The organism is Pseudomonas sp. RIT288 (assembly GCF_000631985.1).
GTDB lineage: Bacteria > Pseudomonadota > Gammaproteobacteria > Pseudomonadales > Pseudomonadaceae > Aquipseudomonas.
Genome location: NZ_JFYN01000009.1, coordinates 83,147 through 106,001, shown reverse-complemented (window position 1 = coordinate 106,001; position 22,855 = coordinate 83,147). Strand labels below are relative to the sequence as shown.

Annotated in this window: 22 protein-coding genes; 15 read left to right on the top strand and 7 right to left on the bottom strand. The window is 60.6% G+C overall.

Going from position 1 to position 22,855, the window contains the following annotated elements:
• Positions 1 to 207: 207 nt before the first annotated feature.
• From BW33_RS10265 to BW33_RS10220, 10 genes are all read left to right on the top strand, one after another.
• Positions 208 to 957 (top strand): electron transfer flavoprotein subunit beta/FixA family protein, encoded by a 750-nt coding sequence (locus BW33_RS10265; protein WP_007908338.1) that lies wholly within the window; start codon positions 208 to 210, stop codon positions 955 to 957.
• A 2-nt stretch (positions 958 to 959) separates the two neighbouring features.
• Positions 960 to 1,889, top strand: coding sequence for an electron transfer flavoprotein subunit alpha/FixB family protein (locus BW33_RS10260; RefSeq protein WP_007961977.1), 930 nt, complete (start codon positions 960 to 962; stop codon positions 1,887 to 1,889).
• Positions 1,890 to 1,969: 80 nt separating this feature from the next.
• Positions 1,970 to 2,791 (top strand): substrate-binding periplasmic protein, encoded by an 822-nt coding sequence (locus tag BW33_RS10255; RefSeq protein ID WP_047598757.1) that lies wholly within the window; start codon positions 1,970 to 1,972, stop codon positions 2,789 to 2,791.
• Between the two features lie 9 nt (positions 2,792 to 2,800).
• A complete protein-coding gene (locus BW33_RS10250) occupies positions 2,801 to 3,157 on the top strand; it encodes a DUF4398 domain-containing protein (RefSeq protein WP_047598756.1) in 357 nt (118 codons plus the stop codon).
• On the top strand, positions 3,154 to 3,966 hold the full coding sequence (locus BW33_RS10245) for an OmpA family protein (protein ID WP_047598755.1): 813 nt from the start codon (positions 3,154 to 3,156) through the stop codon (positions 3,964 to 3,966). The genes BW33_RS10250 and BW33_RS10245 overlap by 4 nt, the downstream gene beginning before the upstream one ends.
• A 314-nt stretch (positions 3,967 to 4,280) precedes the next feature.
• Entirely contained in the window at positions 4,281 to 5,720 is a 1,440-nt protein-coding gene (locus tag BW33_RS10240) for an aminotransferase-like domain-containing protein (RefSeq protein WP_003226969.1), read from the top strand.
• Positions 5,721 to 5,798: 78 nt separating this feature from the next.
• On the top strand, positions 5,799 to 6,290 hold the full coding sequence (locus BW33_RS10235) for a hypothetical protein (RefSeq protein ID WP_047598754.1): 492 nt from the start codon (positions 5,799 to 5,801) through the stop codon (positions 6,288 to 6,290).
• 165 nt (positions 6,291 to 6,455) lie between these two features.
• Positions 6,456 to 6,710 carry a YkgJ family cysteine cluster protein gene (locus tag BW33_RS10230; RefSeq protein WP_047598752.1) on the top strand — a complete coding sequence of 85 codons (255 nt, stop codon included), beginning with the start codon at positions 6,456 to 6,458 and terminating at the stop codon, positions 6,708 to 6,710.
• Positions 6,711 to 6,751: 41 nt separating this feature from the next.
• Positions 6,752 to 7,357, top strand: a complete 606-nt coding sequence (locus tag BW33_RS10225; protein WP_047598749.1) for an START domain-containing protein — start codon at positions 6,752 to 6,754, stop codon at positions 7,355 to 7,357.
• A gap of 310 nt (positions 7,358 to 7,667) precedes the next feature.
• Positions 7,668 to 9,761 carry an LTA synthase family protein gene (locus BW33_RS10220; protein ID WP_047598747.1) on the top strand — a complete coding sequence of 698 codons (2,094 nt, stop codon included), beginning with the start codon at positions 7,668 to 7,670 and terminating at the stop codon, positions 9,759 to 9,761.
• A 57-nt stretch (positions 9,762 to 9,818) separates the two neighbouring features.
• On the opposite strand, the gene BW33_RS28405 is transcribed toward BW33_RS10220, so the two are convergent.
• On the bottom strand, positions 9,819 to 9,977 hold the full coding sequence (locus BW33_RS28405; RefSeq protein WP_169432680.1) for a DUF3309 family protein: 159 nt from the start codon (positions 9,975 to 9,977) through the stop codon (positions 9,819 to 9,821).
• A 322-nt stretch (positions 9,978 to 10,299) separates the two neighbouring features.
• Here BW33_RS28405 and BW33_RS10210 point away from each other — a divergent pair, with 322 nt between their 5' ends.
• The 3 genes from BW33_RS10210 (at position 10,300) to csrA (ending at position 11,843) form a co-directional block, all read left to right on the top strand.
• Complete coding sequence (locus BW33_RS10210) at positions 10,300 to 11,115, top strand: SDR family oxidoreductase (protein ID WP_047598745.1); 816 nt, start codon at positions 10,300 to 10,302, stop codon at positions 11,113 to 11,115.
• 63 nt (positions 11,116 to 11,178) lie between these two features.
• Complete coding sequence (locus BW33_RS10205) at positions 11,179 to 11,511, top strand: YnfA family protein (RefSeq protein WP_003226957.1); 333 nt, start codon at positions 11,179 to 11,181, stop codon at positions 11,509 to 11,511.
• A 146-nt stretch (positions 11,512 to 11,657) separates the two neighbouring features.
• The gene (gene csrA / locus BW33_RS10200) at positions 11,658 to 11,843 is read left to right on the top strand and encodes a carbon storage regulator CsrA (protein WP_047598743.1); all 186 of its coding nucleotides are present in this window, start codon (positions 11,658 to 11,660) and stop codon (positions 11,841 to 11,843) included.
• Positions 11,844 to 11,847: 4 nt separating this feature from the next.
• On the opposite strand, the gene BW33_RS10195 is transcribed toward csrA, so the two are convergent.
• The 5 genes from BW33_RS10195 to mnmC form a co-directional block, all read right to left on the bottom strand.
• On the bottom strand, positions 11,848 to 12,075 hold the full coding sequence (locus BW33_RS10195) for a YheU family protein (RefSeq protein WP_003192759.1): 228 nt from the start codon (positions 12,073 to 12,075) through the stop codon (positions 11,848 to 11,850).
• A gap of 170 nt (positions 12,076 to 12,245) precedes the next feature.
• Positions 12,246 to 13,436: an osmoprotectant NAGGN system M42 family peptidase gene (locus BW33_RS10190; protein ID WP_047598742.1), complete on the bottom strand. Its 1,191-nt coding sequence runs from the start codon at positions 13,434 to 13,436 to the stop codon at positions 12,246 to 12,248.
• A 159-nt stretch (positions 13,437 to 13,595) separates the two neighbouring features.
• The gene (ngg, locus tag BW33_RS10180) at positions 13,596 to 15,344 is read right to left on the bottom strand and encodes an N-acetylglutaminylglutamine synthetase (protein ID WP_047598739.1); all 1,749 of its coding nucleotides are present in this window, start codon (positions 15,342 to 15,344) and stop codon (positions 13,596 to 13,598) included.
• A gap of 3 nt (positions 15,345 to 15,347) precedes the next feature.
• Positions 15,348 to 17,120: an N-acetylglutaminylglutamine amidotransferase gene (locus BW33_RS10175; RefSeq protein WP_047598738.1), complete on the bottom strand. Its 1,773-nt coding sequence runs from the start codon at positions 17,118 to 17,120 to the stop codon at positions 15,348 to 15,350.
• Between the two features lie 149 nt (positions 17,121 to 17,269).
• Positions 17,270 to 19,249 (bottom strand): bifunctional tRNA (5-methylaminomethyl-2-thiouridine)(34)-methyltransferase MnmD/FAD-dependent 5-carboxymethylaminomethyl-2-thiouridine(34) oxidoreductase MnmC, encoded by a 1,980-nt coding sequence (mnmC, locus tag BW33_RS10170; RefSeq protein ID WP_047598736.1) that lies wholly within the window; start codon positions 19,247 to 19,249, stop codon positions 17,270 to 17,272.
• Positions 19,250 to 19,604: 355 nt separating this feature from the next.
• Between mnmC and pap the strand changes: the two genes are divergently transcribed.
• Both pap and BW33_RS10160 read left to right on the top strand, forming a co-directional pair.
• Entirely contained in the window at positions 19,605 to 21,119 is a 1,515-nt protein-coding gene (gene pap, locus BW33_RS10165) for a polyphosphate:AMP phosphotransferase (protein ID WP_047598735.1), read from the top strand.
• 103 nt (positions 21,120 to 21,222) lie between these two features.
• Complete coding sequence (locus BW33_RS10160) at positions 21,223 to 22,407, top strand: thiolase family protein (RefSeq protein WP_047598734.1); 1,185 nt, start codon at positions 21,223 to 21,225, stop codon at positions 22,405 to 22,407.
• A gap of 132 nt (positions 22,408 to 22,539) precedes the next feature.
• Here the strand turns inward: BW33_RS10160 and BW33_RS10155 are convergent, their stop codons facing one another.
• Entirely contained in the window at positions 22,540 to 22,728 is a 189-nt protein-coding gene (locus BW33_RS10155) for a DUF6316 family protein (protein WP_047598732.1), read from the bottom strand.
• Positions 22,729 to 22,855 lie beyond the last annotated feature (127 nt).

Here is a 22,855-nt window from a genome sequence, read left to right as displayed (position 1 = left end):
GACAGGGCACAGGCAGCACAAGGTGATGCGCAGCGAAAGTCCGGCGCGCAGTTTACACACCGTGCGAATCAATGACCCGTCAGTCACCACTGACGAACGGTCATAGCCCCCAGCCGGCGTTTTTAGAGGTGCCCTTGTGCCCGATGAGCATCAACCGCCAGGTTCGCCTAGGCGACTTTCTTTTCACCGGAGAGTAACGAGGAATCCATGAAGGTTCTTGTAGCTGTCAAACGCGTTGTGGATTACAACGTCAAGGTTCGCGTCAAGGCGGACAATTCCGGCGTAGACCTCGCCAACGTCAAGATGTCGATGAACCCGTTCTGCGAAATCGCAGTGGAAGAAGCCGTACGCCTGAAAGAGAAAGGTGTTGCGACTGAAATCGTCGTCGTCTCCATCGGCCCGACCACCGCTCAGGAACAGCTGCGTACCGCACTGGCTCTGGGTGCCGACCGCGCCATCCTCGTCGAATCCGCTGAAGACCTGACTTCGCTGGCCGTGGCCAAGCTGCTCAAGGCTGTGGTCGACAAGGAACAGCCTCAACTGGTGATCCTGGGCAAACAGGCCATCGACAGCGACAACAACCAGACCGGCCAGATGCTTGCTGCACTGAGCGGCTACGGTCAGGGCACGTTCGCCTCGAAAGTCGAAGTTTCCGGCGACAGCGTTGCCGTGACCCGCGAAATCGACGGCGGCGCGCAGACCGTTTCCCTGAAACTGCCGGCCATCGTCACCACCGACCTGCGTTTGAACGAGCCGCGCTACGCGTCCCTGCCAAACATCATGAAAGCCAAGAAGAAGCCTCTCGAAGTGCTGACTCCGGACGCTTTGGGCGTTTCCACCGCCTCCACCAACAAGACCCTGAAAGTCGAAGCGCCGGCTGCACGCAGCGCAGGCATCAAGGTCAAGTCGGTGGCTGAACTGGTCGAGAAACTGAAAAACGAAGCGAAGGTAATCTAAAAATGACTATCTTGGTAATCGCTGAACACGACAACAAAGTGCTGGCCCCGGCCACACTGAACACCGTGGCTGCTGCTGCCAAAATCGGCGGCGACATCCACGTGCTGGTTGCAGGTCAGGGCGCTGGCGCCGTGGCTGAAGCCGCTGCGAAAATCGCTGGCGTGAGCAAAGTCCTGAACGCTGACAATGCCGCTTACGCGCATCAGCTGCCGGAAAACGTTGCGCCGCTGGTAGCAGAGCTGGGCAAGGGCTACAGCCACATCCTGGCTGCCGCCACGTCCAACGGCAAAAACATCCTGCCGCGCGTTGCCGCTGCGCTGGACGTTGACCAGATCTCCGAGATCATCTCGGTCGAAAGCGCCGATACTTTCAAGCGTCCGATCTACGCCGGTAACGCCATCGCTACCGTGCAATCGACCGCTGCGATCAAAGTGATCACCGTGCGTGCCACCGGTTTCGACCCGGTTGCCGCTGAAGGTGGTTCGGCGGCTGTTGAAGCGGTCGCTGCTGCGCACGACGCCGGCACTTCCAGCTTCGTCAGCGAAGAACTGGCCAAGTCCGATCGTCCTGAACTGACCGCTGCCAAGATCGTCGTTTCCGGCGGCCGCGGCATGCAGAACGGTGACAACTTCAAACACCTGTACGCCCTGGCCGACAAGCTGGGCGCTGCCGTCGGTGCTTCGCGCGCCGCCGTCGACGCAGGTTTCGTACCGAACGACATGCAGGTCGGTCAGACCGGCAAGATCGTTGCACCACAGCTGTACATCGCCGTCGGTATCTCCGGTGCGATCCAGCATTTGGCCGGCATGAAAGACTCCAAAGTGATCGTTGCGATCAACAAGGACGAAGAAGCGCCGATCTTCCAGGTGGCCGATTATGGTCTGGTGGCGGATCTGTTCGAAGCCGTACCTGAGCTGGAGAAGCTGGTCTAATCCGGCAGCTTCACTTATAAAGAGCCCGACCTTCTGGTCGGGCTTTTTTTTGTCTCGAATTTGAGTGGGAGTGTTTTGCCATGGATCTGCGCCACTGGCTGTTATTGGGATTGATCCTCTTGCCGGGGATGGCTGCGGCCGCCGGCAAATGCGAGCGCCTCGTCGTCACCGGCAGCCCGGATGCGCCGCCGTACCTGTGGCAGGACCCGCAGAATCCCAAGCAGTTGATCGGCGCCAGTGCCGACCTGTTGCAGCAAGTGGCCAAGGATCTGGGGATCAAGGTCGAGCTGCTCTACGCCGGCAAACGCTCGCAGGCTCTTGATGAAGTGCGCAGCGGGCGCATGGACATGCTGGCCGACACACCGCTGATGTTCAACGAACTGGAAAACCTCGACTACATCTATCCGCCGTTGCTGGAAAACGACTATCTGGTGTGGACGCGCAAAGGCTCGACGCTGGTCTACAGCGAAGCCAGGGATCTGCACGGGCACACTGGCGGGCTGTCGGAAAAGTCTCGAATGACCCAGGCATTCGGCACTTTCGCCGAGCAGAATCTGACCCTGACCCGGACGGCAAACATCACTCAGGCCTTTCAGAAACTTCTGCTGGGTGAGGTGGAATATGTACTCGCCGGTCGCTACTCGGGCATGGCCGCCGCGCAGGCATTGGGCATGGCCAATGATCTGCTGGCGTTCGAGCAACCGATCGACCGACCGGGATTGTTCCTCGCGGTTTCGCACAACTCGGCCTGCAACGATCCGTGGTTGCGCGGACAGTTCGCTAAAAAGATGACAGAATTGCCCGCGTCCGGACTGACCGAAGCCGCGCTGCAACGCAACATCGAGCGCTGGAAGGCTCAGCAGCAACAGCCGCAGCCATCTGTCAGTACCCCAAAACAGTAGGGATTCTTAGTGAGTATTCGACCTCTTTTCGCGGCCATGGCCGTTCTGGCCCTGGCCGGCTGCGCCAACGATCCTGCGCCCAATGAGCAAATGCGTCTGACCGAGCAGGCCATCACCCAGGCCAAGGCTGTGGGTGCGACCGCCGATGAACTGCCGGAAATGAAACTGGCCGAAGACAAGTTCAATCGGGCCAAGGGCAACATGACCGACGAGTCTTTCAAGAACGCCCGCATGCGTGCCGAACAGGCCGAGCTGGACGCTCGTTTGGCAGAAGCCAAGGTGCTGACACAAAAGAGCGAAGAGCAACTGAACGTACTCAACACCCGCATCATCCGACTGCGCAAGCAACTGGGAGATGCACAATGAGCCTCAAGTCCAAAGCCCTCGGCGGTTTGCTTCTGGCCGGTTGCGCGAGCCTCTATGGTTGCGCCGGTCAACACAGCGAAGCCGCCTTGCAACAGGCCGGCAGCGACTTCCAGAAGGTCAAGGAAGATTCCAACGTGCTGCGTATTGCGCCCAAGGACGTGATTCGTGCCGGTGAATCGCTGGCCCGTGCCGATCGCCTGTCGACCTATTGGGGCAGTGGCTCGGACGTGGTGCATTACGCCTACCTGAGTCAGCGCTACAGCGAAATCGCCCGCGAACACACCAATCTGGTGCTCAACGAAGAGCGCGCGGCGAAGCTGGAGCTGGAACGTCAGCGCCTGCAACTGGCCCTGCGTGAGTCCAAATTGCTGAGCGTGCAGCAGCAGGGCAAGTGGCTTGAAGAACAGATCGTCGCGCTCGCCACCACGCAAACCGATCGCGGTCTGGTGATGACCCTCGGTGACGTGCTGTTCGACACTGGCGAGGCGGAGTTGAAGAACTCGGCCAATCGCGTGGTGTTGAAGATCGTGCAGTTCCTGCAACTCAACCCGAAGCGCGTGGTGCGTATCGAGGGCTACACCGACAGCACCGGCGGCAAACAGGAAAACCTCAAACTGTCGCGTGATCGCGCGCAAGCGGTGGCCGATGTGCTGATGGACCTCGGGATTGAGGACAAGCGCATTCAGGTCGAAGGTTACGGCGACGAGTACCCGGTGGACGCCAACGCTTCCGAGCGCGGTCGGGCACAGAACCGTCGGGTGGAAATTGTGTTCTCCGACGAGAAAGGCCAGCTCGGCGCTGCCCGTTGAATTGCGGGTTCGGCGCAGTCTCCTGAACGACGCGTACCCCTGTAGGAGCTGGCGAAGCCTGCGATCTTTTGATCTTGGAAAAGCAAGATCAACGGATCGCAGCCTCGTTTCACTCGACAGCGCCTACAAAGGCCCGGCCTGTCATGCAGCGCCGGGCTTTTTTACGTCTGTCGAATAGCGCGCAAATCCGTACAGTTGTAGCTGACACTGCACTGTACGGTCGACTATGGTGGCAACTGTCCCAGTACACTTCTAAACTGTTCCGGTATTGTTTCACACAAGAATAAAATGCCCGTGAAATCGAGTGCTGCGTCATGACCAACCTCTTGCTCTACCAACGTATTGCTCAACAACTGGCGGAAGACATCCGGCGCGGTGTCTATCAGCCCGGAGAACGCGTGCCGTCGGTGCGCAAGATGAGTTCGCAGCTCAATGTCAGCCATGCAACGGTGTTGCAGGCTTATGCCAATCTCGAAGATCAGGGCCTGATCCGAGCACGGCCGCAATCCGGTTACTACGTACACCAGACCCCGGCACTGACAGCGCCGACCCCGGACATCGCCCGGGTCGAACGCCCAGGGCTGGTCACCCGCGCCAGCATCATTCAGCAAGTGCTGGTCGAATCCCGGCGCGAGGGGGTTTTCCCGTTGGGCGCTGCGGTGCCGAGTGTCGATTACCTCCCGGTGCGTGCGCTGCATCAGCAGTTGGCCAAAGTCACCCGATTCCATAGTCCACGCGCGTTCAGTTACATGTTCAGCCCCGGTTTTGAACCGCTGCGCCGGCAAGTGGCGATTCGCATGCGCGACGCGGGTGTGGTGGTCGATCCGTCGGAAGTGGTGATTACCCACGGTTGCGTCGATGCGCTGCAGATGTCGCTGCGAGTGCTGACCCGTCCCGGCGACCTGATCGCCGCTGAATCGCCAACTTATTACGGTCTGCTGCAACTGGCCGACCTGCTGGGCCTGAAAGTGATCGAGATCCCCAGCGATCCGGCCACCGGCATGAGCCTCGAAGCGCTGCAACTGGCGGCCAACCAATGGTCGATCAAGGCGCTGGTGCTGACTACCCGATTAAGCAATCCACTGGGCGGCACCATGCCCGAAGAGCGGCAGAAGCAACTGCTGCGGCTGGCCTCGGACTTCGATATCCAGATCGTCGAAGACGACATCTATGGCGAGTTGATGTTCGAACAGGGCCGCACCAAAGCCCTCAAGGCCTACGATCGACTGGATCGGGTGATCTACTGCTCGAGTTTCTCCAAGACGTTGTCGCCGGGTGTGCGTGTCGGCTGGATGATCGCCGGCAAGTATCAGCAGGAAATCCAGCGTCTGCAGACGTTCACCACGCATTCGGCGTGCAGTGTGACCCAGATGGCGATTGCCGCTTATCTGGAAAATGGCGGTTATGACCGGCATTTACGGTACATCCGCCAGGAATACCGAAAGAACCTCAGCGCGTTCCAGCTGGCGGTGCAGCAGTACTTCCCCGAAGGCACGCAAATGACCCGGCCCACGGGCGGTTTCATCCTCTGGGTGAGTCTGCCGGGCAGGGTCAATACTCAGGAATTGCATGTCCGCGCATTGCAGCAGGGCATCAGCATTGCACCGGGGCTGATCTTCAGTAATACCGAGCAGTTCAATCACTGCATCCGCCTGAACTGCGGCACGCCGTGGAATCGCGAGGCGGAAAGGGCGCTGATGACCCTCGGTTTGCTGGCGACTCAACTGTGTCAGGAAACCGCTGGCGGTTTCTGAACGACTGGTGCGTCACGCTTGTCTTGTGACGCTCAACAAGCGAGCATATGGCCCTCTGCCGTTAGTGTTGTAGGGCTCATGAAAGCGATTTTGCCTGCTGCCTGGATTTTGCTTGGTGTGTTGACGATGGGCCATGGGCCCGGTGTCATGGCAGCCGCCGTTCAGGAAAAGCCTGCGGCGTCAGCACCGGCGAGCAAAACGGCCAGCCACAAAGCCGTTGCGGACAAGAAAGCTCAGACTAAAAAAGCCCCGCAGAAGAAGGCGGCCCCGGTGAAGAAGCGGCCCCCGGTCGCCTCCAAGTCAAAACCGGCCAGTGAGGTGGCGAAAACCCGATTGCCGCCGGCCAAGCTCGATCTGAGTCTGCCCAAGGACATGGTTCAGCAACTCAAACCCGCCGGCACCTTGTCGCTGCCCAAGCACGAGGCGATCCTGCCGCAGATGTTCGGCGAGAAGAACAGCGGCTTTCAGCTCAATGGCCGCCTGCTCAGCAACGAAATGCAGTTGCAACTGCGCAACGAAGAGCGCCGAGAGGTCGAAGGCGCGGCGCTGGATTTCGAGTTCAAACAGTAAATTCAATCGATCCGTGACCCGCAGACCAGACGCTTTGTCGGAGACTGGTCAGTCACATTCAGTTATCGGTAAAAACCCCGGTTCAGGGAATTTGAAACAACCGTTTTAGCGGTTACTCTGTCCGTGTCTCTTTAACACATTGCCCGTCGCGAGGACTTGCTCGTCATGAAATGCCGTGAAGGCTGTGGCGCTTGCTGTATTGCCCCTTCTATCAGTTCTGCCATTCCGGGCATGCCCAACGGCAAACCTGCCGGCGAACGTTGCGTGCAACTTTCGGTCGAAAATCTGTGCAACATTTTTGGCCAGCCGGAGCGTCCGGCGGTCTGTTCAGGATTTGCCGCCGATGTCGAAGTCTGTGGCAGCAACTCGGAAGAGGCGATCAGGTTGATCGGCTGGTGGGAGCAGATGACGGCGGCGTGATGTGTCAATCGAACGGAACTTCAACAATAAGGAATAAGACTATGGGTTCGCTGCATCGTATCGCTGTGTTGTGTGGTTTGACCGCTGTGCTGGCTACCTCGGTTGCTCAGGCTGAGGACTGGAAAGTCGCCAAGGAGCAGGACGGGATCAAGGTCTCGCTGGCCGAAGTCGCGGGCTCCGATTACAAGTCCTATCAGGGCGTGACCCTGATGAAAACCACCATTGCCAAACTGCGCGCCTTGCAGGAAGACGTCTCTGGCGCGTGCGCGTGGATCTACGAGTGCAAGACCCAGAAGCTGCTCAAGCACGAGGGCGATCAGAGCTGGACCTACACCCAATTCAACACGCCGTGGCCAGTCACCTCGCGTGATTCGGTGCTGCACATCACCACTGTCGAAGGCGCCGATGGCAGCCTGACCCGCAACCTCGAAGGCGTGCCGAAGTACGTTCCGGAAGAGAAAGGCTTTGTCCGTGTCGCTCAGGTCAAGGGTTTCTGGAAGTTCGTACCCAAAGGTGATCAGGTCGAAGTGACCTATCAGGTGCACACCGAGCCGGGCGGCAGCGTACCGGCCATGGTAGCCAACAAATTTGTGGTCGACGCACCTTTCAATACCCTCAAAGCCCTGAAAGAACGCGCCGAGAAGTAATTCGTACGTTCACAGCAAAACGCCCCGACCGATTCGGGGCGTTTTGTTTTGTCGTTATATTGTGTTTCCAGATATGCGCTGCACGAAATTTTCACAAACCTTTCCCGACAATTCGCCCGCGCAACTCATGTTGTCTGCGAACGATTGCTTTTATGAAAGAGTCGGGCAGCGGGACAGTAATCAATGGCAATGCTGCCGTTGATCGTGCAACATTTGCGCACCGCGCACGCCCCGGGGCCTGGAATGGCCAATAGAGGGCATGGCGCCGCTGTATTTTGCAACTTCAACTTCCAATGGGTCCTAAAACGACATGGCAAACCCGGACGCCCTGAATCAGCAGCGATCTTCCACTCGCCTGCTGCAACCGACCGTCAAATCGCATCTGGCCTACACACTGTTGTGTGCCTTGGTCATGATGGTGATGTTTTCCGTGCTGCGCCTCGCGCTGCTGGTCTACAACCGCGAGATGATCCTCGATACCCCGGCTTCGACCTTCCTCGAAGCCTTCGCCAACGGCCTGCGTTTCGACCTGCGCCTGGTGGTCTATGTCTGCGTTCCGCTGGTGCTGGCACTGTTCAGTGCGCGGGCGATGGCTGCGCGTGGCTTCTTCCGTCTGTGGCTGACCGTGGCGTCCAGCATCGCGCTGTTCCTCGGCCTGATGGAGATGGACTTCTACCGTGAGTTCCACCAGCGCCTCAATGGCCTGGTGTTCCAGTACGTGAAGGAAGACCCGAAAACCGTGATGAGCATGCTCTGGTACGGTTTCCCGGTGGTGCGCTATCTGTTGGCGTGGGTCATCGGCACCGTGATCCTGACCCTGGCCTTCAAGGGCGCCGATCGTGCGACCCGTCCACGCGGCCCGTTCAGCGGCGGCAACGTCGGCACCCGTCAGGTGGCGCCGTGGTACACCCGCCTGGCGGTGTTCGTGGTCTGCCTGCTGATCTGCGTGGTGGCTGCCCGTGGCACCCTGCGTCAAGGTCCACCGATGCGCTGGGGTGACGTGTACACCACCGATTCCAACTTCGCCAACCAGCTCGGCCTCAACGGCACGCTGTCGCTGATCGAAGCCGCCAAGTCCCGCATGGGCGAGGATCGCGATAACATCTGGAAAGCCACGCTGCCGCAGGAGCAAGCGCAGAAAGTCGTGCGTGACATGCTGCTGATGCCTGACGACAAACTGGTCGATGCCGATATTGCCGCCGTGCGCCGTGATTACACGCCACCGGCTGACAAGACCCTGCCGATCAAGAACGTCGTTGTGATCCTCATGGAAAGCATGGCCGGTCACTCGGTGGGTGCCTTGGGCGCGCCGGGCAATATCACGCCTTACCTGGACAAGCTGTCCAAGGAAGGCCTGCTGTTCGACCGGTTCTTCTCCAACGGTACGCACACCCATCAGGGCATGTTCGCGACCATGGCCTGCTTCCCGAACCTGCCTGGCTTCGAATACCTGATGCAGACTCCGGAAGGTAGCCACAAGCTGTCCGGTCTGCCGCAGGTGCTCAGCGCCCGAAACTACGACGACGTGTACGTCTACAACGGCGACTTCGCCTGGGACAACCAGTCGGGCTTCTTCAGCAACCAGGGTATGACCAACTTTGTGGGTCGTAATGACTTCGTCAACCCGGTGTTCTCCGATCCGACCTGGGGCGTGTCCGACCAGGACATGTTCAACCGTGGTCTGGAGGAGCTGAAGGCGCGGGAAAACGGCAAGCCGTTCTACGCGCTGCTGCAAACCCTGTCCAACCACACGCCGTATGCCTTGCCGACGCCATTGCCGGTCGAGCGCGTGACCGACCGCGGTTCGTTGAACGAACATTTGACCGCCATGCGTTACTCCGACTGGGCTCTGGGTCAGTTCTTCGAGAAGGCGCGCAAAGAGCCGTACTTCAAGGAAACCCTGTTCGTCATCGTCGGCGACCACGGTTTCGGCAACGAGCGCCAGATCACCGAAATGGACCTGGGCCGCTTCAACGTGCCGATGCTGATGATCGCCCCGGGCATCCAGGAGAAGTTCGGTACCCGTGACCACACCGTGGGCACGCAGATCGACATCGTGCCGACCATCATGGGTCGTCTGGGTGGCGAAGTGCGTCACCAGTGCTGGGGTCGCGACCTGCTCAACCTGCCGGCCGGCGACACCGGTGTCGGTGTGATCAAGCCGTCGGGCAGCGAGCAGACCACCGCCATCGTCACCGCCGACCAGATCCTGGTGCTGCCGAAAGAGAAGGAAATGGCGCCAAAGCTCTACCAGTACCAACTGGGCGCGAACCCTTCTGCCGAGATCATTGCGGACGCACCGCGTACCGCGGAACTGAAACTCAAGCTTGAAGCGTTCTTGCAAACGGCGACCAAGAGCCTGATGGACAACACTGCTGGTGTCGTCAACGGCAAGCCGGACTGATAAAACCGCTGCATGAAAAAGAGGCCCCTGAGGGCCTCTTTTTTTTGTCTTGGGGTTTTATATCCTGCCAAGTAACAGCAAGACCAACAGCACCACCAACACCACGCCGATAATGCCCGAAGGACCGTAACCCCAACTTCTGGAGTGCGGGAAGACCGGCAGACCACCGATCAGCAACAGGATCAGGATAATGATAAGAATTGTGCCCATGTCGATTTCCTTGTTTATAGCGTTCGAGAAGTCTTGGTGTTCAAGGGCGACTGGAGGCTAACTAATTCCAGACGGCTTACAAATTCCGACTGGTGCGAATGAAAGAAAATTCAAAGTTTTTTTAATGTATTTGGATTGCTCGTTTATTTCCTTTAAAGCGCGAGATCAAAAGATCGCAGCCTTCGGCAGCTCCTACAGGAATCGGTGTAGGAGCTGCCGAAGGCTGCGATCTTTTGATCCTGTATTCAGCAATCTGATGGAGCGTGGGATACCCGGGATCCTTCGCTACACTCCGCGCATCTCCTACGGAACAACAAGGCTGTCTGCTATGCAAAATCGCATGATGATCACGGGTGCGGGCTCAGGTTTAGGTCGCGAAATCGCGCTGCGCTGGGCGCGTGAAGGCTGGCAGCTGGCCTTGTCCGACGTCAGCGAGCCCGGCCTGCAGGAAACCCTGAAACTGGTGCGCGAGGCGGGCGGCGACGGTTTTATCCAGCGCTGCGATGTGCGTGATTACAGCCAGCTCACGGCGTTTGCCCAGGCTTGCGAAGTGAAACTGGGTGGCATCGATGTCATCGTCAACAACGCCGGTGTGGCGTCCGGCGGGTTCTTCAGCGAACTGTCGCTGGAGGATTGGGACTGGCAGATCGCGATCAACCTGATGGGGGTGGTCAAGGGCTGCAAGGCGTTCCTGCCGCTGCTGGAGCAGAGCAAAGGCAAGATCATCAACATCGCTTCGATGGCTGCACTGATGCAAGGCCCGGCAATGAGCAACTACAACGTGGCCAAGGCCGGTGTAGTGGCGCTGTCGGAAAGTTTGCTGATCGAGCTGGCACAGCAGGAAGTCAGCGTGCATGTGGTCTGCCCGTCGTTCTTCCAGACCAACTTGCTCGACTCGTTCCGTGGCCCGACGCCGGCCATGAAAGCCCAGGTCGGCAAGTTGCTGGAAAGTTCGCCGATCACGGCTGCCGACATCGCTGACTATATCTACCAGCAAGTGGCCGCCGGCGAATTCATGATCCTGCCGCACGAGCAGGGGCGCATGGCCTGGGCGATCAAACAGAAGAACCCGCAACTGATCTACAACGAAATGACCACCATGGCCGATAAAATGCGCGCCAAGGCCAGACAAACCAACGGCTGAACTTGCCCGAAGGGTGTCGCGTCGTTAGGGTGGCCGCAATGGTCACCCTGTCGAGATGCATCAATGCTCAATTACCTGTGGTTCTTCCTCGCGGCGCTGTTTGAAATCGCCGGCTGTTTCGCCTTTTTCATGTGGTTGCGCCAGGGCAAAAGTGCCCTGTGGGTGATCCCGGCGCTGCTCAGCCTGACCCTGTTCGCCCTGTTGCTGACCCGCGTCGAAGCGGCTTATGCCGGGCGCGCCTATGCTGCGTATGGCGGGATCTACATCGTCGCGTCGATCGGCTGGCTGGCGGTGGTCGAGCGCGTGCGCCCGCTGGGTTCGGACTGGATCGGCGTGGCGCTGTGCGTGATCGGCGCCAGCGTGATCCTGTTCGGGCCGCGGTTTTCCGCCGCTTGAGGCGAGGCTGTTTAGTCATTTGCAGGAAACGTCTGAAGGGCGTGGCGCCTGCGCGCGTAGGGCAAAACTGAATTGCTCACCACCCATTGTAGAGCGCGTGCCCACCGCGCATCTTCAGGGCTGGCTAACCCTGAAGGACGAACTCCATGCTTGTACTCAGCCGTGTTGTGGGCGAGTTGATTTCCATCGGTGACGACATTTCCGTGCGCGTGTTGTCAGTCAACGGTTCCAGCGTGCGTTTTGGTGTCGAGGCGCCGCAGAAGGTCAATGTGCACCGCTCTGAAGTCTACCAGCGGATCCAGCGCAAACAGGCCACTGAAAAAGTCCGCTGAAATCTCAGTCGAAAAGATGCTTGGGCACATCGTGTTTGAGCATCAACTGGCATTGCTCGCTTTCCGGGTCGAAAACAATCAGCGCCTGACCTTTGGTCAATGCCTGGCGTACGCGCAGCACGCGAGTTTCCAGCGGTGTGTCATCACCGTTGTCGGTGCCGTCGCGGGTGACGAAATCCTCGATCAGGCGGGTGAGGGTGTCGACTTCAAGAGCGTCGTAGGGAATCAGCATGGGCACCTCGGCTAAATCAATGGCGGGATGCTACGGCGATTGATGTTGGGCTGCCAGTTTTGTATTGCCTGTGCCGGCCTTATCGCGAGCAGGCTCACTCCTACAGGGAAATGCATTCCGGCTGTAGGAGTGAGCCTGCTCGCGATAGCCATAGTTCAGACAACAAGGATTCAACTGTCGGAACGCTGCCCCACCAGACTGTCCACCGACGGCACTCGCGTATCGCTCTCCATCTGCGTCTCATGTTCGATCTGGTGACTGAAGCGATCCAGTGAAGCATTGGCTGGCGCCGCATCGCTGGCGAATACCGGCGGGCTCAGAATGTAAGCGCCGAGCAAACGACTGAGCGCTGCCAGGCTGTCGATGTGCGTACGTTCATAACCATGAGTCGCGTCGCAGCCGAACGCCAGCAGGGCCGTGCGGATGTCGTGCCCGGCGGTCACCGCCGAATGCGCGTCGCTGAAGTAATAACGGAACAGGTCGCGCCTTACCGGCAGTTCGTTTTCACCGGCCAGACGCAGCAAATGCCGCGACAGGTGATAGTCATAAGGCCCGCCGGAATCCTGCATCGCCACGCTCACCGCGTGTTCGCTGGAATGCTGGCCGGGCGCGACCGGCGCGATGTCGATGCCGACGAATTCGCTGACATCCCATGGCAATGCTGCCGCCGCGCCGCTGCCGGTTTCTTCGGTGATGGTGAACAGTGGGTGACAGTCGATCATCAACTCCTGACCGCTGTCGACGATGGCTTTGAGCGAAGCGAGCAGGGCTGCAACGCCAGCCTTGTCATCGAGGTGACGGGCGCTGATGTGGCCGCTCTCGGTGAACTCCGGCAGCGGGTCGAACGCCACCACGTCGCCGACGCTGATGCCCAGCGATTCGCAATCGGCCTTGGTCGCGCAGTAGGCATCCAGACGCAGTTCGACGTGATCCCAACTGATCGGCATCTCGTCCACGGCGGTGTTGAACGCGTGCCCGGACGCCATCAATGGCAACACGCTGCCGCGAATCACGCCGTTGTCGGTGAACAGGCTGACCCGGCTGCCCTCGGCAAACCGGCTCGACCAGCAACCGACCGGGGCCAGGGTCAGACGGCCATTGTCTTTTACTGCACGCACGGCGGCACCAATGGTGTCGAGGTGCGCGGAGACGGCGCGGTCGGGGCTGTTTTTCCTGCCCTTGAGCGTGGCGCGAATGGTGCCGCGACGGGTCATTTCGAAAGGGATGCCAAGTTCTTCCAGACGCTCGGCGACGTAACGCACGATGGTGTCGGTGAACCCCGTAGGGCTGGGAATGGCGAGCATTTCCAGCAGGACTTTTTGCAGGTAGTTCAGATCCGGTTCAGGGATTTGTGTGGTCATGGAAACTCCTGATGAGTTGAGGCGCATCGATGGTTTCGATGAGAAGGATTTGTGGCGCCTGATTCGGCCCCTTCGCGAGCTGGCTCGCTCCCACATTTGGAGGCGTTCCCCTGTGGGGGCGAGCCTGCTCGCGAAGACATCAGCCCAGACAAAGCAGAATCAAGAAACAGCCGGCTGACTGTGCGGAAACAACAAATCGACAAACCGCTCCGCCGTCGGCTGCGGTTCATGATTGGCCAGGCCGGCGCGTTCATTGGCTTCGATAAACACGTACTCCGCTTGATCCGCTGCCGGCACCATCAGGTCGAGGCCGACCATTGGAATGTCCAGCGCCCGCGCAGCGCGCACCGCTGCATCGACCAGGGTCGGGTGCAGAATCGCCGTGACGTCTTCCAGCGTGCCACCGGTGTGCAGATTGGCGGTGCGGCGCACGAACAGATGCTCGCCCGCCGACAGGATGCTGCTGTAGTCATAACCGGCCGCATGCAGGGTGCGCTGGGTTTCGTGATCCAGCGGGATCTTGCTCTCGCCCCCAGTGGCGGCTTGCCGACGACGGCTCTGCGCCTCGATCAATGCCCCGATCGAATGATGGCCGTCACCGACCACCTCGGCGGGACGACGAATCGCTGCGGCCACTACTTCAAAACCGATCACCAGAATCCGCAGGTCGAGACCTTCGTGGAAGCTTTCGAGCAGCACGCGGCTGTCAAAATGTTTGGCGGCTTCGATGGCCTGCTGCACCTCTTCGATACTCTGCAGATCGACCGCCACCCCTTGGCCCTGTTCACCGTCGAGTGGCTTGACCACCACGCGCTGATGCTCATCGAGAAATGCCAGGTTGTCGTCGGCATTGCCTGCCAGTTGCTGCGAAGGCAGCTTCAGGCCGGCGGCCTTCAACACTTTGTGGGTCAGGCTCTTGTCCTGGCACAGACTCATGCTGATTGCGCTGGTCAGGTCGCTCAGCGATTCGCGGCAACGCACCCGACGCCCGCCATGACTGAGGGTGAACAGCCCGGCTTCGGCATCATCCACCTGCACGTCGATGCCGCGCCGATGCGCTTCCTCGACGATGATCCGCGCGTAAGGGTTGAAATTGGCTTCCGGCCCGGGCCCGAGGAACAGCGTCTGATTGATGCCGTTCTTGCGTTTGATCGCGAAGGTCGAGAGGTTGCGAAAACCGAGTTTGGCGTAGAGGTTCTTGGCCTGACGGTTGTCATGCAGCACCGACAGATCCAGATAACTCAGGCCGCGACTCATGAAGTGCTCGATCAAATGCCGCACCAGCACTTCGCCGACGCCTGGCCGCGAGCACTGCGGATCCACCGCCAGGCACCACAAGCTGCTGCCGTGTTCCGGATCGTTGAAGGCTTTCTGGTGATTGAGGCCCATGACGCTGCCGATCACCGCGCCGCTGTCTTCATCTTCAGCCAACCAGTACACCGGGCCGCCCTGATGATGCGGGGTCAGCCGTGTCGCATCGATCGGCAACATGCCGCGTGCCTGATACAGCAGATTGATTGCCTGCCAGTCCGCCTCGCTTTGCGCCCGGCGAATGCGGAAGCCGCGAAACACGCGGGTGGCCTGGCGGTAATCGCTGAACCACAGACGCAAAGTGTCGGACGGATCGAGAAACAGCTGCGTCGGTTCGAGACCGAGAATCTGCTGCGGTGCGGCGACGTACAGAGCGATATCGCGCTCACCCGGCTGCTCGTTGAGCAGTTCCCGCGCCAGCGTCGCCGGGTCAGGAAAGGTGTGGCCGATCAGCAGCCGGCCCCAGCCGCAATGCACGGCAATGGGGTCGGCGCCGAGTTCGCTGCCGTCTTCGGCCAGACGCGCCTGCAAGCGTTCATACGACGGTGTCTGACCGCGCAACAGGCGTTGGCTGATAGCCGTGGCGTGAGGTTTCATCAATCAGATTCCTTGTTCACTGAGCCACAGGTTCAGGGCCGCCAGTTGCCACAGTTTCGAGCCGCGCAATGGCGTCAGTTGGCCTTGCGGATCAGTCAGCAGTTTGTCGAGCATGGCCGGGTTGAACAGGCCACGATCCTGGCTCGGATCCAGCAGCAGTTCACGCACCCAGTTCAGGGTGTCGCCTTGCAAGTGCTTGAGGCCCGGTACCGGGAAATAGCCCTTCTTGCGGTCGATCACCTCGCTCGGAATCACCAGGCGCGCGGCTTCTTTCAACACCTGTTTGCCGCCATCGGGCAGCTTGAACTGGCCGGGAATCCGCGCCGACAGTTCCACCAGTCGATAGTCGAGGAACGGCGTGCGCGCCTCCAGCCCCCAGGCCATGGTCATGTTGTCGACACGTTTGACCGGGTCATCCACCAGCATCACCGTGCTGTCCAGACGCAAGGCTTTATCGACTGCGGCATCGGCGCCGGGTTGGGCGAAGTGTTCCTTGACGAAGTCGCCGGCCGCGTCATTCGCGGTCAACCATTTCGGTTGCACGGTGGCGGCGTAGTCGTCATAGCTGCGGTCGAAAAACGCCGCGCGGTAGGCCGCGTATGGATCGGCCGCACCGTCGACTTGCGGGTACCAGTGGTAACCGGCAAACAGCTCGTCGGCGCCTTGGCCGCTCTGCACCACTTTGCAGTGCTTGGCCACTTCGCGGGACAGCAGATAGAAGGCGATGCAGTCGTGGCTGACCATCGGCTCGCTCATCGCGCGGAACGCAGCGGGCAGTTGCTCGATGATCTCTTTTTCGTCGATGCGCAATTGATGATGCTGAGTGCCGTAGTGTTTGGCGATCAGATCGGAATACTGGAATTCGTCACCGCGCTCACCGCCGGCATCCTGGAAACCGATGGAAAAGGTCGACAGGTTTTCCACGCCGACTTCACGCAGCAGGCCAACGAGCATGCTTGAATCGACACCGCCGGAAAGCAGCACGCCGACATCTACCGCCGCGCGTTGACGGATTGCCACTGCCTCGCGGGTGCTGTCGAGCACGCGGTCGCGCCAGTCTTCGAGGGTCAGATTTTTCTCGTCGTCGTGTGGGCCGTAGGGCAGGGTCCACCAGGTTTTCTGCTCGGTGCGGCCATCGGCTTCGACGCGCATCCAGGTCGCTGGCGGCAGCTTTTCGATGCCTGCGAGCAAGGTGCGTGGAGCCGGTACCACCGCATGGAAATTCAGATAGTGATTAAGCGCCACCGGATCGAGGATCGGGTTGATGTCGCCGCCCTTGAGCAGCGCCGGCAGGGCCGAGGCAAAGCGCAAACGCTGGCCGGTGCGCGACAGGTACAAAGGCTTCACGCCGAGACGGTCGCGAGCGATGAACAGGCGCTGGGCATCGCGCTCCCAGATGGCGAACGCGAACATGCCGTTGAGTTTCGGCAGCAGGGCTTCGCCCCAGGCGTGGTAGCCCTTGAGCAGCACTTCGGTGTCGCCACCGGAATAGAAGGCGTAGCCGAGTGCTTCGAGTTCGGCGCGCAGTTCCGGGAAGTTGTAGATCGCGCCGTTGAAGGCCAGGGACAAACCGAGTTGGCTGTCGATCATCGGCTGCGCCGAGCCGTCCGACAGGTCCATGATTTTCAGGCGACGATGACCCAGGGCAATCGGCCCTTGGGCATGGAAGCCCCACGCGTCGGGGCCGCGAGGGGCCAGGTGATGGGTGATTCGCTCTACCGCTGCAAGGTCTGCAGGTTGATGATCAAAACGTAACTCGCCAGCTAATCCGCACATAAAGTCCTTACCGGTTTTTCCGTTGGGGAGGGGTGATTCAAGTCTGGCCAAAATGGCCGGTACTCAGAAACTGACCCGCTGCAGATGTGGGAGTTTTAGAACGATGAGTTATAAGAGGGGGCGACTGACCAGCGGCCAGTCGCGATTTTTCATTTGCCGCGAATCAACATGCGCAAGGTGAAACGGTTAGGATGGCAGGCCTCGGCGACGCTTCGGGGCAGCGGCAGCGGCTCGTTGTCCAGCCATGCCGCGAGCAGCTCACCGGACAGCGGCGCGGTGATCAGCCCGCGTGAACCGTGGCCACTGTTGACGTACAAGCCATCGAGCCACGGGCAGGCGATGTCCGGCACTTGTCGCGCGTCCTTGCTCAACGCGGCGTAGGCCTGAGCGAAGGCTTCGCGGTCAGCGAGGGGGCCGACGATCGGCAGATAGTCGGGACTGGTGCAGCGGAATGCGGCGCGTCCTTCCAGTGTTTCAGGGGGCAGTCGATCGATATTCAGACGCGCCACCAGATCACTGGAGATTTCTTCGAGCATCGCCAGATTGCCCAGATGTTCGGCGGTGGTCGGCGTCAGGTCATCGCTGTTGAAGTCGAAGCTGGCGCCGAGGGTATGTTCGCCCAAGCGTGCGGGGGCAACATAGCCTTCGGCGCAGACCACGGTGCGCAGCGCCTGGCTCTCGGCGGTTTGTGGCAGGCGCGTGATCTGCCCGCGAATGCGCTTGAGCGGCAGTTCGGCACTTTGCGCAAAGCGTTTGATCTCCGCCGCGCCGGCCAATACCACCACCGGCGCGCTGGCGAGCACGCGGTCGCCGTCGAGGGCTTGCCACTGACCCTCGACCTTGCGCAGTTCCAGCGCGTCGTGATGCTTGAGCAGTTCGATGTTCGCTTGCGCGGCTTGCGCCTGACACAGCGCGGGCGGATGCACCCAGCCCCCTTCGGGGTAGAACAGCCCGCCGTGGACCACCGCAATCCCGGCCTGGATTTCGGCTTGCGGCTGATCGAGCCAGTGCACCAGATCTTCCGGGAACGCCGCGGCCAGTTGCGCCTGACGCTCGGCTTCCTTGGCATTGAAAGCCAGCTGCAGCACGCCGCAATCGTCCCAGTCCGTACCGCGTTGCAGGGTTTCCAGCAGACGGCGGGTGTAGCCGAAGCCGCTGACGATCAGTTGCGACAACGCGGTGCCGTGGGCCGACAACTTCAGGTACAGCACGCCCTGCGGATTGCCCGACGCTTCCTGCGCCACCGCCTCGTGACGCTCCAGCAGACTGACTTGCCAGCCGCGCGCGGCGAGACTGGCCGCGGTCGCACAACCGGCCAGGCCGGCGCCGATCACCAGCGCGCGCCGCTCACCGGTCAGCGGGGCAGGGCGGGCGAACCACGGTTTGTCCGGCAGCGGTGGCGCGACGTCCTGCGGCCAGCCGAGAAACTCGCCGCGCAGGATCTCCCACTTGTGGCCGATGCCCGGCGTGCGTTTCATCTTGAACCCGGCCGCGTTGAGCAGACGCCGCACCCAACCGGTGCTGGTGAAGGTACTGATGGTCGAGCCGGGCGCGGCCAGTCGAGCCAGTTCGACGAACAGTTCAGCGGTCCACATGTCGGGGTTTTTCGCCGGGGCGAAACCGTCGAGAAACCACGCGTCGATCTGTGCATCGAGTTGCGGCAATTGCTCCAGCGCATCGCCGATCAGCAGCGTCAGCGTCACCCGGCCATTGCCGAGAAGGATCCGCTGAAAGCCCTGATGGATCGCCACGTAATGGGTCAGCAGCTGATCGGCGAGCGGCTTGAGCTCCGGCCACAAGGCCAGCGCCCGTTGCAGATCTGCCGGGCTCAGCGGGTATTTTTCGACGCTGACGAAATGCAGCCGCGCACCGGCCACCGCGTGCTGCTCGAACAACTGCCAGGCGCAGAGAAAATTCAACCCGGTGCCGAAGCCGGTTTCGCCGATCACCAGCCGCCCGTGTGCCGGCAACGCGGCAAAGCGCTCGGCCAGGCGATTCTGTTCGAGGAACACGTAACGGGTTTCATCCAGCCCCGACTGGTCGGAAAAATACACATCATCGAACACCCGCGAGCGCGGACGTCCGTGGTCATCCCAGTCGAGTTGGGCGTGGGGCAATACAGGTTTCATGGCAGGCTCGGCAACGACAAGGCGGCCATTCTAGCTGATCGTGCGGAGGGTGCTTGATCCATGGCAAGGCCTGGCTTTGCAGTGTCGAAGACAATCGATGATTTGAGACGAAAGGCGGGTTTCTTTGTGGCGGGGGAGCTTGCTCCCGCCGGGTTGCGAAGCAGCCCCAAAACCTGCGACCGCAAATTGTCCTGAAGGACCGTGGTTGCAGGTCCTGCGACTGCTGCGCAGCCGAACGGGAGCAAGCTCCCTCGCCACAGGTTTCATTCATTCAACTCAACTTTGTGGGGGAAATTCTCCTCCCTCGCCATGCCGAATCCGCTAGTCTTGCTGAATCCTGGAAGGAGCCGTACCCATGTTTGAATCCGCCGAAATCGGCCATGCCATCGACAAAGAGACTTACGACGCGGCTGTGCCTGCACTGCGTGAAGCACTGCTGGAAGCGCAGTTCGAGTTGCAGCAGCAGAAGCGTTTTCCGGTGATCATTCTGATCAACGGCATCGAAGGCGCGGGCAAGGGCGAAACCGTCAAGTTGCTCAACGAGTGGATGGACCCGCGCCTGATCGAGGTGCGCACCTTCGATCAGCAGACCGATGAAGAGCTGGCGCGGCCACCGGCCTGGCGCTACTGGCGGATGCTCCCGGCCAAGGGACGGATGGGCGTGTTCTTCGGTAACTGGTACAGCCAGATGCTTCAGGGGCGGGTTCACGGACTGTTCAAGGATCCACGCCTGGATCAGGCGATCAACGCCGCCGAGCGTCTGGAAAAGATGCTCTGCGATGAAGGCGCGCTGATCTTCAAGTTCTGGTTTCACCTGTCCAAGAAACAAATGAAAGCGCGGCTCAAGGCGTTGGCCGATGACCCTTTGCACAGCTGGCGCATCAGCCCGCTGGACTGGCAGCAATCGCAGACCTACGACAAGTTCGTCAAATACGGCGAGCGCGTGCTGCGCCGTACCAGTCGCGACTACGCGCCATGGCACATCATCGAAGGCATGGACGCCAACTACCGCAGTCTCGCGGTCGGCAAGATCCTGCTGGAGGGCCTGCAGAATGCGCTCAAGCGCCCAGAGGTGCATACCGAAGAGGTCAACGCCGCCCCGTTGGGCACGGCGGTCGATCAACTCAACCTGCTCGACAGTCTCGACCTGAACCAGCGGCTGGAAAAGAAAGACTACGAAGAACAACTGATCACCGAGCAGGCGCGGCTGTCCGGGCTGATGCGCGATAAACGCATGCGCCGCCACGCCTTGGTGGCGGTGTTCGAAGGCAACGATGCGGCGGGCAAGGGCGGGGCGATCCGCCGGGTCGCGGCGGCGCTCGATCCGCGTCAGTACAGCATCGTGCCGATTGCCGCGCCGACCGAAGAGGAGCGCGCGCAGCCGTATCTGTGGCGCTTCTGGCGACATCTGCCGGCGCGGGGCAAATTCACCGTGTTCGACCGCTCCTGGTATGGCCGGGTACTGGTGGAGCGGGTCGAGGGCTTTTGCAGCCCGGCTGACTGGCTGCGCGCCTACAGCGAGATCAATGACTTCGAAGAGCAGATCGCCGACGCCGGGGTCATCGTCGTCAAGTTCTGGCTGGCGATCGACAAGGACACGCAGATGGAACGCTTCCAGGCCCGCGAGCAGATTCCGTTCAAGCGCTTCAAGATCACCGAGGACGACTGGCGCAACCGCGACAAGTGGGACGCCTACCGCGCCGCCGTGGGCGACATGGTCGACCGCACCAGCACCGAGATTTCGCCGTGGACGCTGGTCGAGGCCAATGACAAGCGCTGGGCCCGGGTCAAGGTGCTGCGCACGATCAACCGTGCCCTCGAAGAGGCGTTCGCGAAGTCCGACAAACGCGCGAAAAAACACAAGGACTGAGCCGATGGACACGCATACGCGAGGTGAATGATTGTCGCGGTCGGCGGCGGTGTGGACTTATGCTCGGTTCACTCTCCTCCGACAACAACAATTGAGGTATTCCATGCGTGAAGTGGTGATCGTCGACAGCGTGCGGACCGGCCTGGCCAAGTCCTTTCGCGGCAAGTTCAACCAGACCCGCCCCGACGACATGGCGGCCCATTGCGTCAACGCGCTGTTGTCGCGCAACGACATCGACCCGGCCAGCGTCGAGGACTGCATTGTCGGCGCCGGCTCCAACGAGGGCGCGCAGGGTTACAACATCGGCCGCAACGTGGCGGTGCTGTCGCACCTGGGCACGAATGTGGCCGGCATGACCCTTAACCGTTTCTGCTCGTCGGGGTTGCAGGCGATTGCGATTGCCGCCAACCAGATCGCCTCCGGTTGCAGCGACATCATTGTTGCCGGTGGCGTCGAGTCGATCAGCCTGACCCTGAAAAGCGTCAACACCGATCACCTGATCAACCCGTTGCTCAAGCAACAGGTGCCGGGCATCTACTACACCATGGGCCAGACCGCCGAAGTGGTTGCGCGGCGTTACGACGTCAGCCGCGAGGCGCAGGATCGTTACGCGCTGCAGAGCCAGCTGCGCACTGCCCAGGCGCAGGCGGCCGGACTGTTCAATGATGAAATTGTGCCGATGGCGGTCAAATACCGGGTCGAGGACAAAAACAGTGGTGAGGTGCAGATCTTCGACGGCATCGTTGATCACGACGACTGCAACCGCCCGGACACCACTTACGAAAGTCTCGCCGGACTGAAACCGGTGTTTGCCGAGGACGGTTCGGTGACGGCCGGCAACTCGTCGCAGCTGTCCGACGGCGCGTCAATGACCCTGGTGATGAGCCTGGAAAAAGCCCTGCAGTTGGGGCTCAAGCCGAAGGCGTTTTTCCGTGGCTTCACCGTCGCCGGTTGCGAGCCGGACGAGATGGGCATCGGCCCGGTGTTCTCGGTGCCGAAACTGCTCAAGGCCAAGGGCCTGCAAGTGGCGGATATCGATCTGTGGGAGCTGAACGAGGCGTTTGCCTCGCAATGCCTGTATGCCCGGGACCGGCTGGAGATCGATAACGACAAATACAACGTCAATGGCGGCTCGATTTCCATTGGTCACCCGTTCGGCATGACCGGGTCGCGGCAGGTCGGGCATCTGGTGCGTGAGTTGCAACGGCGTAATCTGCGTTACGGCATCGTGACCATGTGCGTGGGGGGCGGGATGGGGGCGACGGGGTTGTTTGAGGCGGTGCGCTGACGGGCCAACACAATCCTTGTGGCGAGGGAGCTTGCTCCCGCTGGGCTGCGGAACAGACCTGGAATGTCCCGGTAAAGCCTGAAACGAGGGCCGCTGCGCGCCCCAGCGGGAGCAAGCTCCCTCGCCACAGGTTTATGCTGTCTGCGCCTGCATCCGCGCGATATACGCCTGAATTTCCTGCTCGGCCTTCTCGGCGCTGTCGAACGGCCCTTCAAGGGTGTTCTCCCGCGTGCAGAAAAACAGTTCGCCATTGACCCGACACACCCGGTTGCTGCGAAAACGAGTGCGCGGGGCACTGTCCTGGGCGCGCTGTCCTGACATGACCGGTCTCCTTGGTTGATGCGCTGAAAGATATCCAATGAGCTTATGCCTGAAGCACTTGGCGCGCCTCGTCAGCCGATCAACGGCGAAGTGTCAATTTAATGCTGCGACCTGCACAGTTTCATTC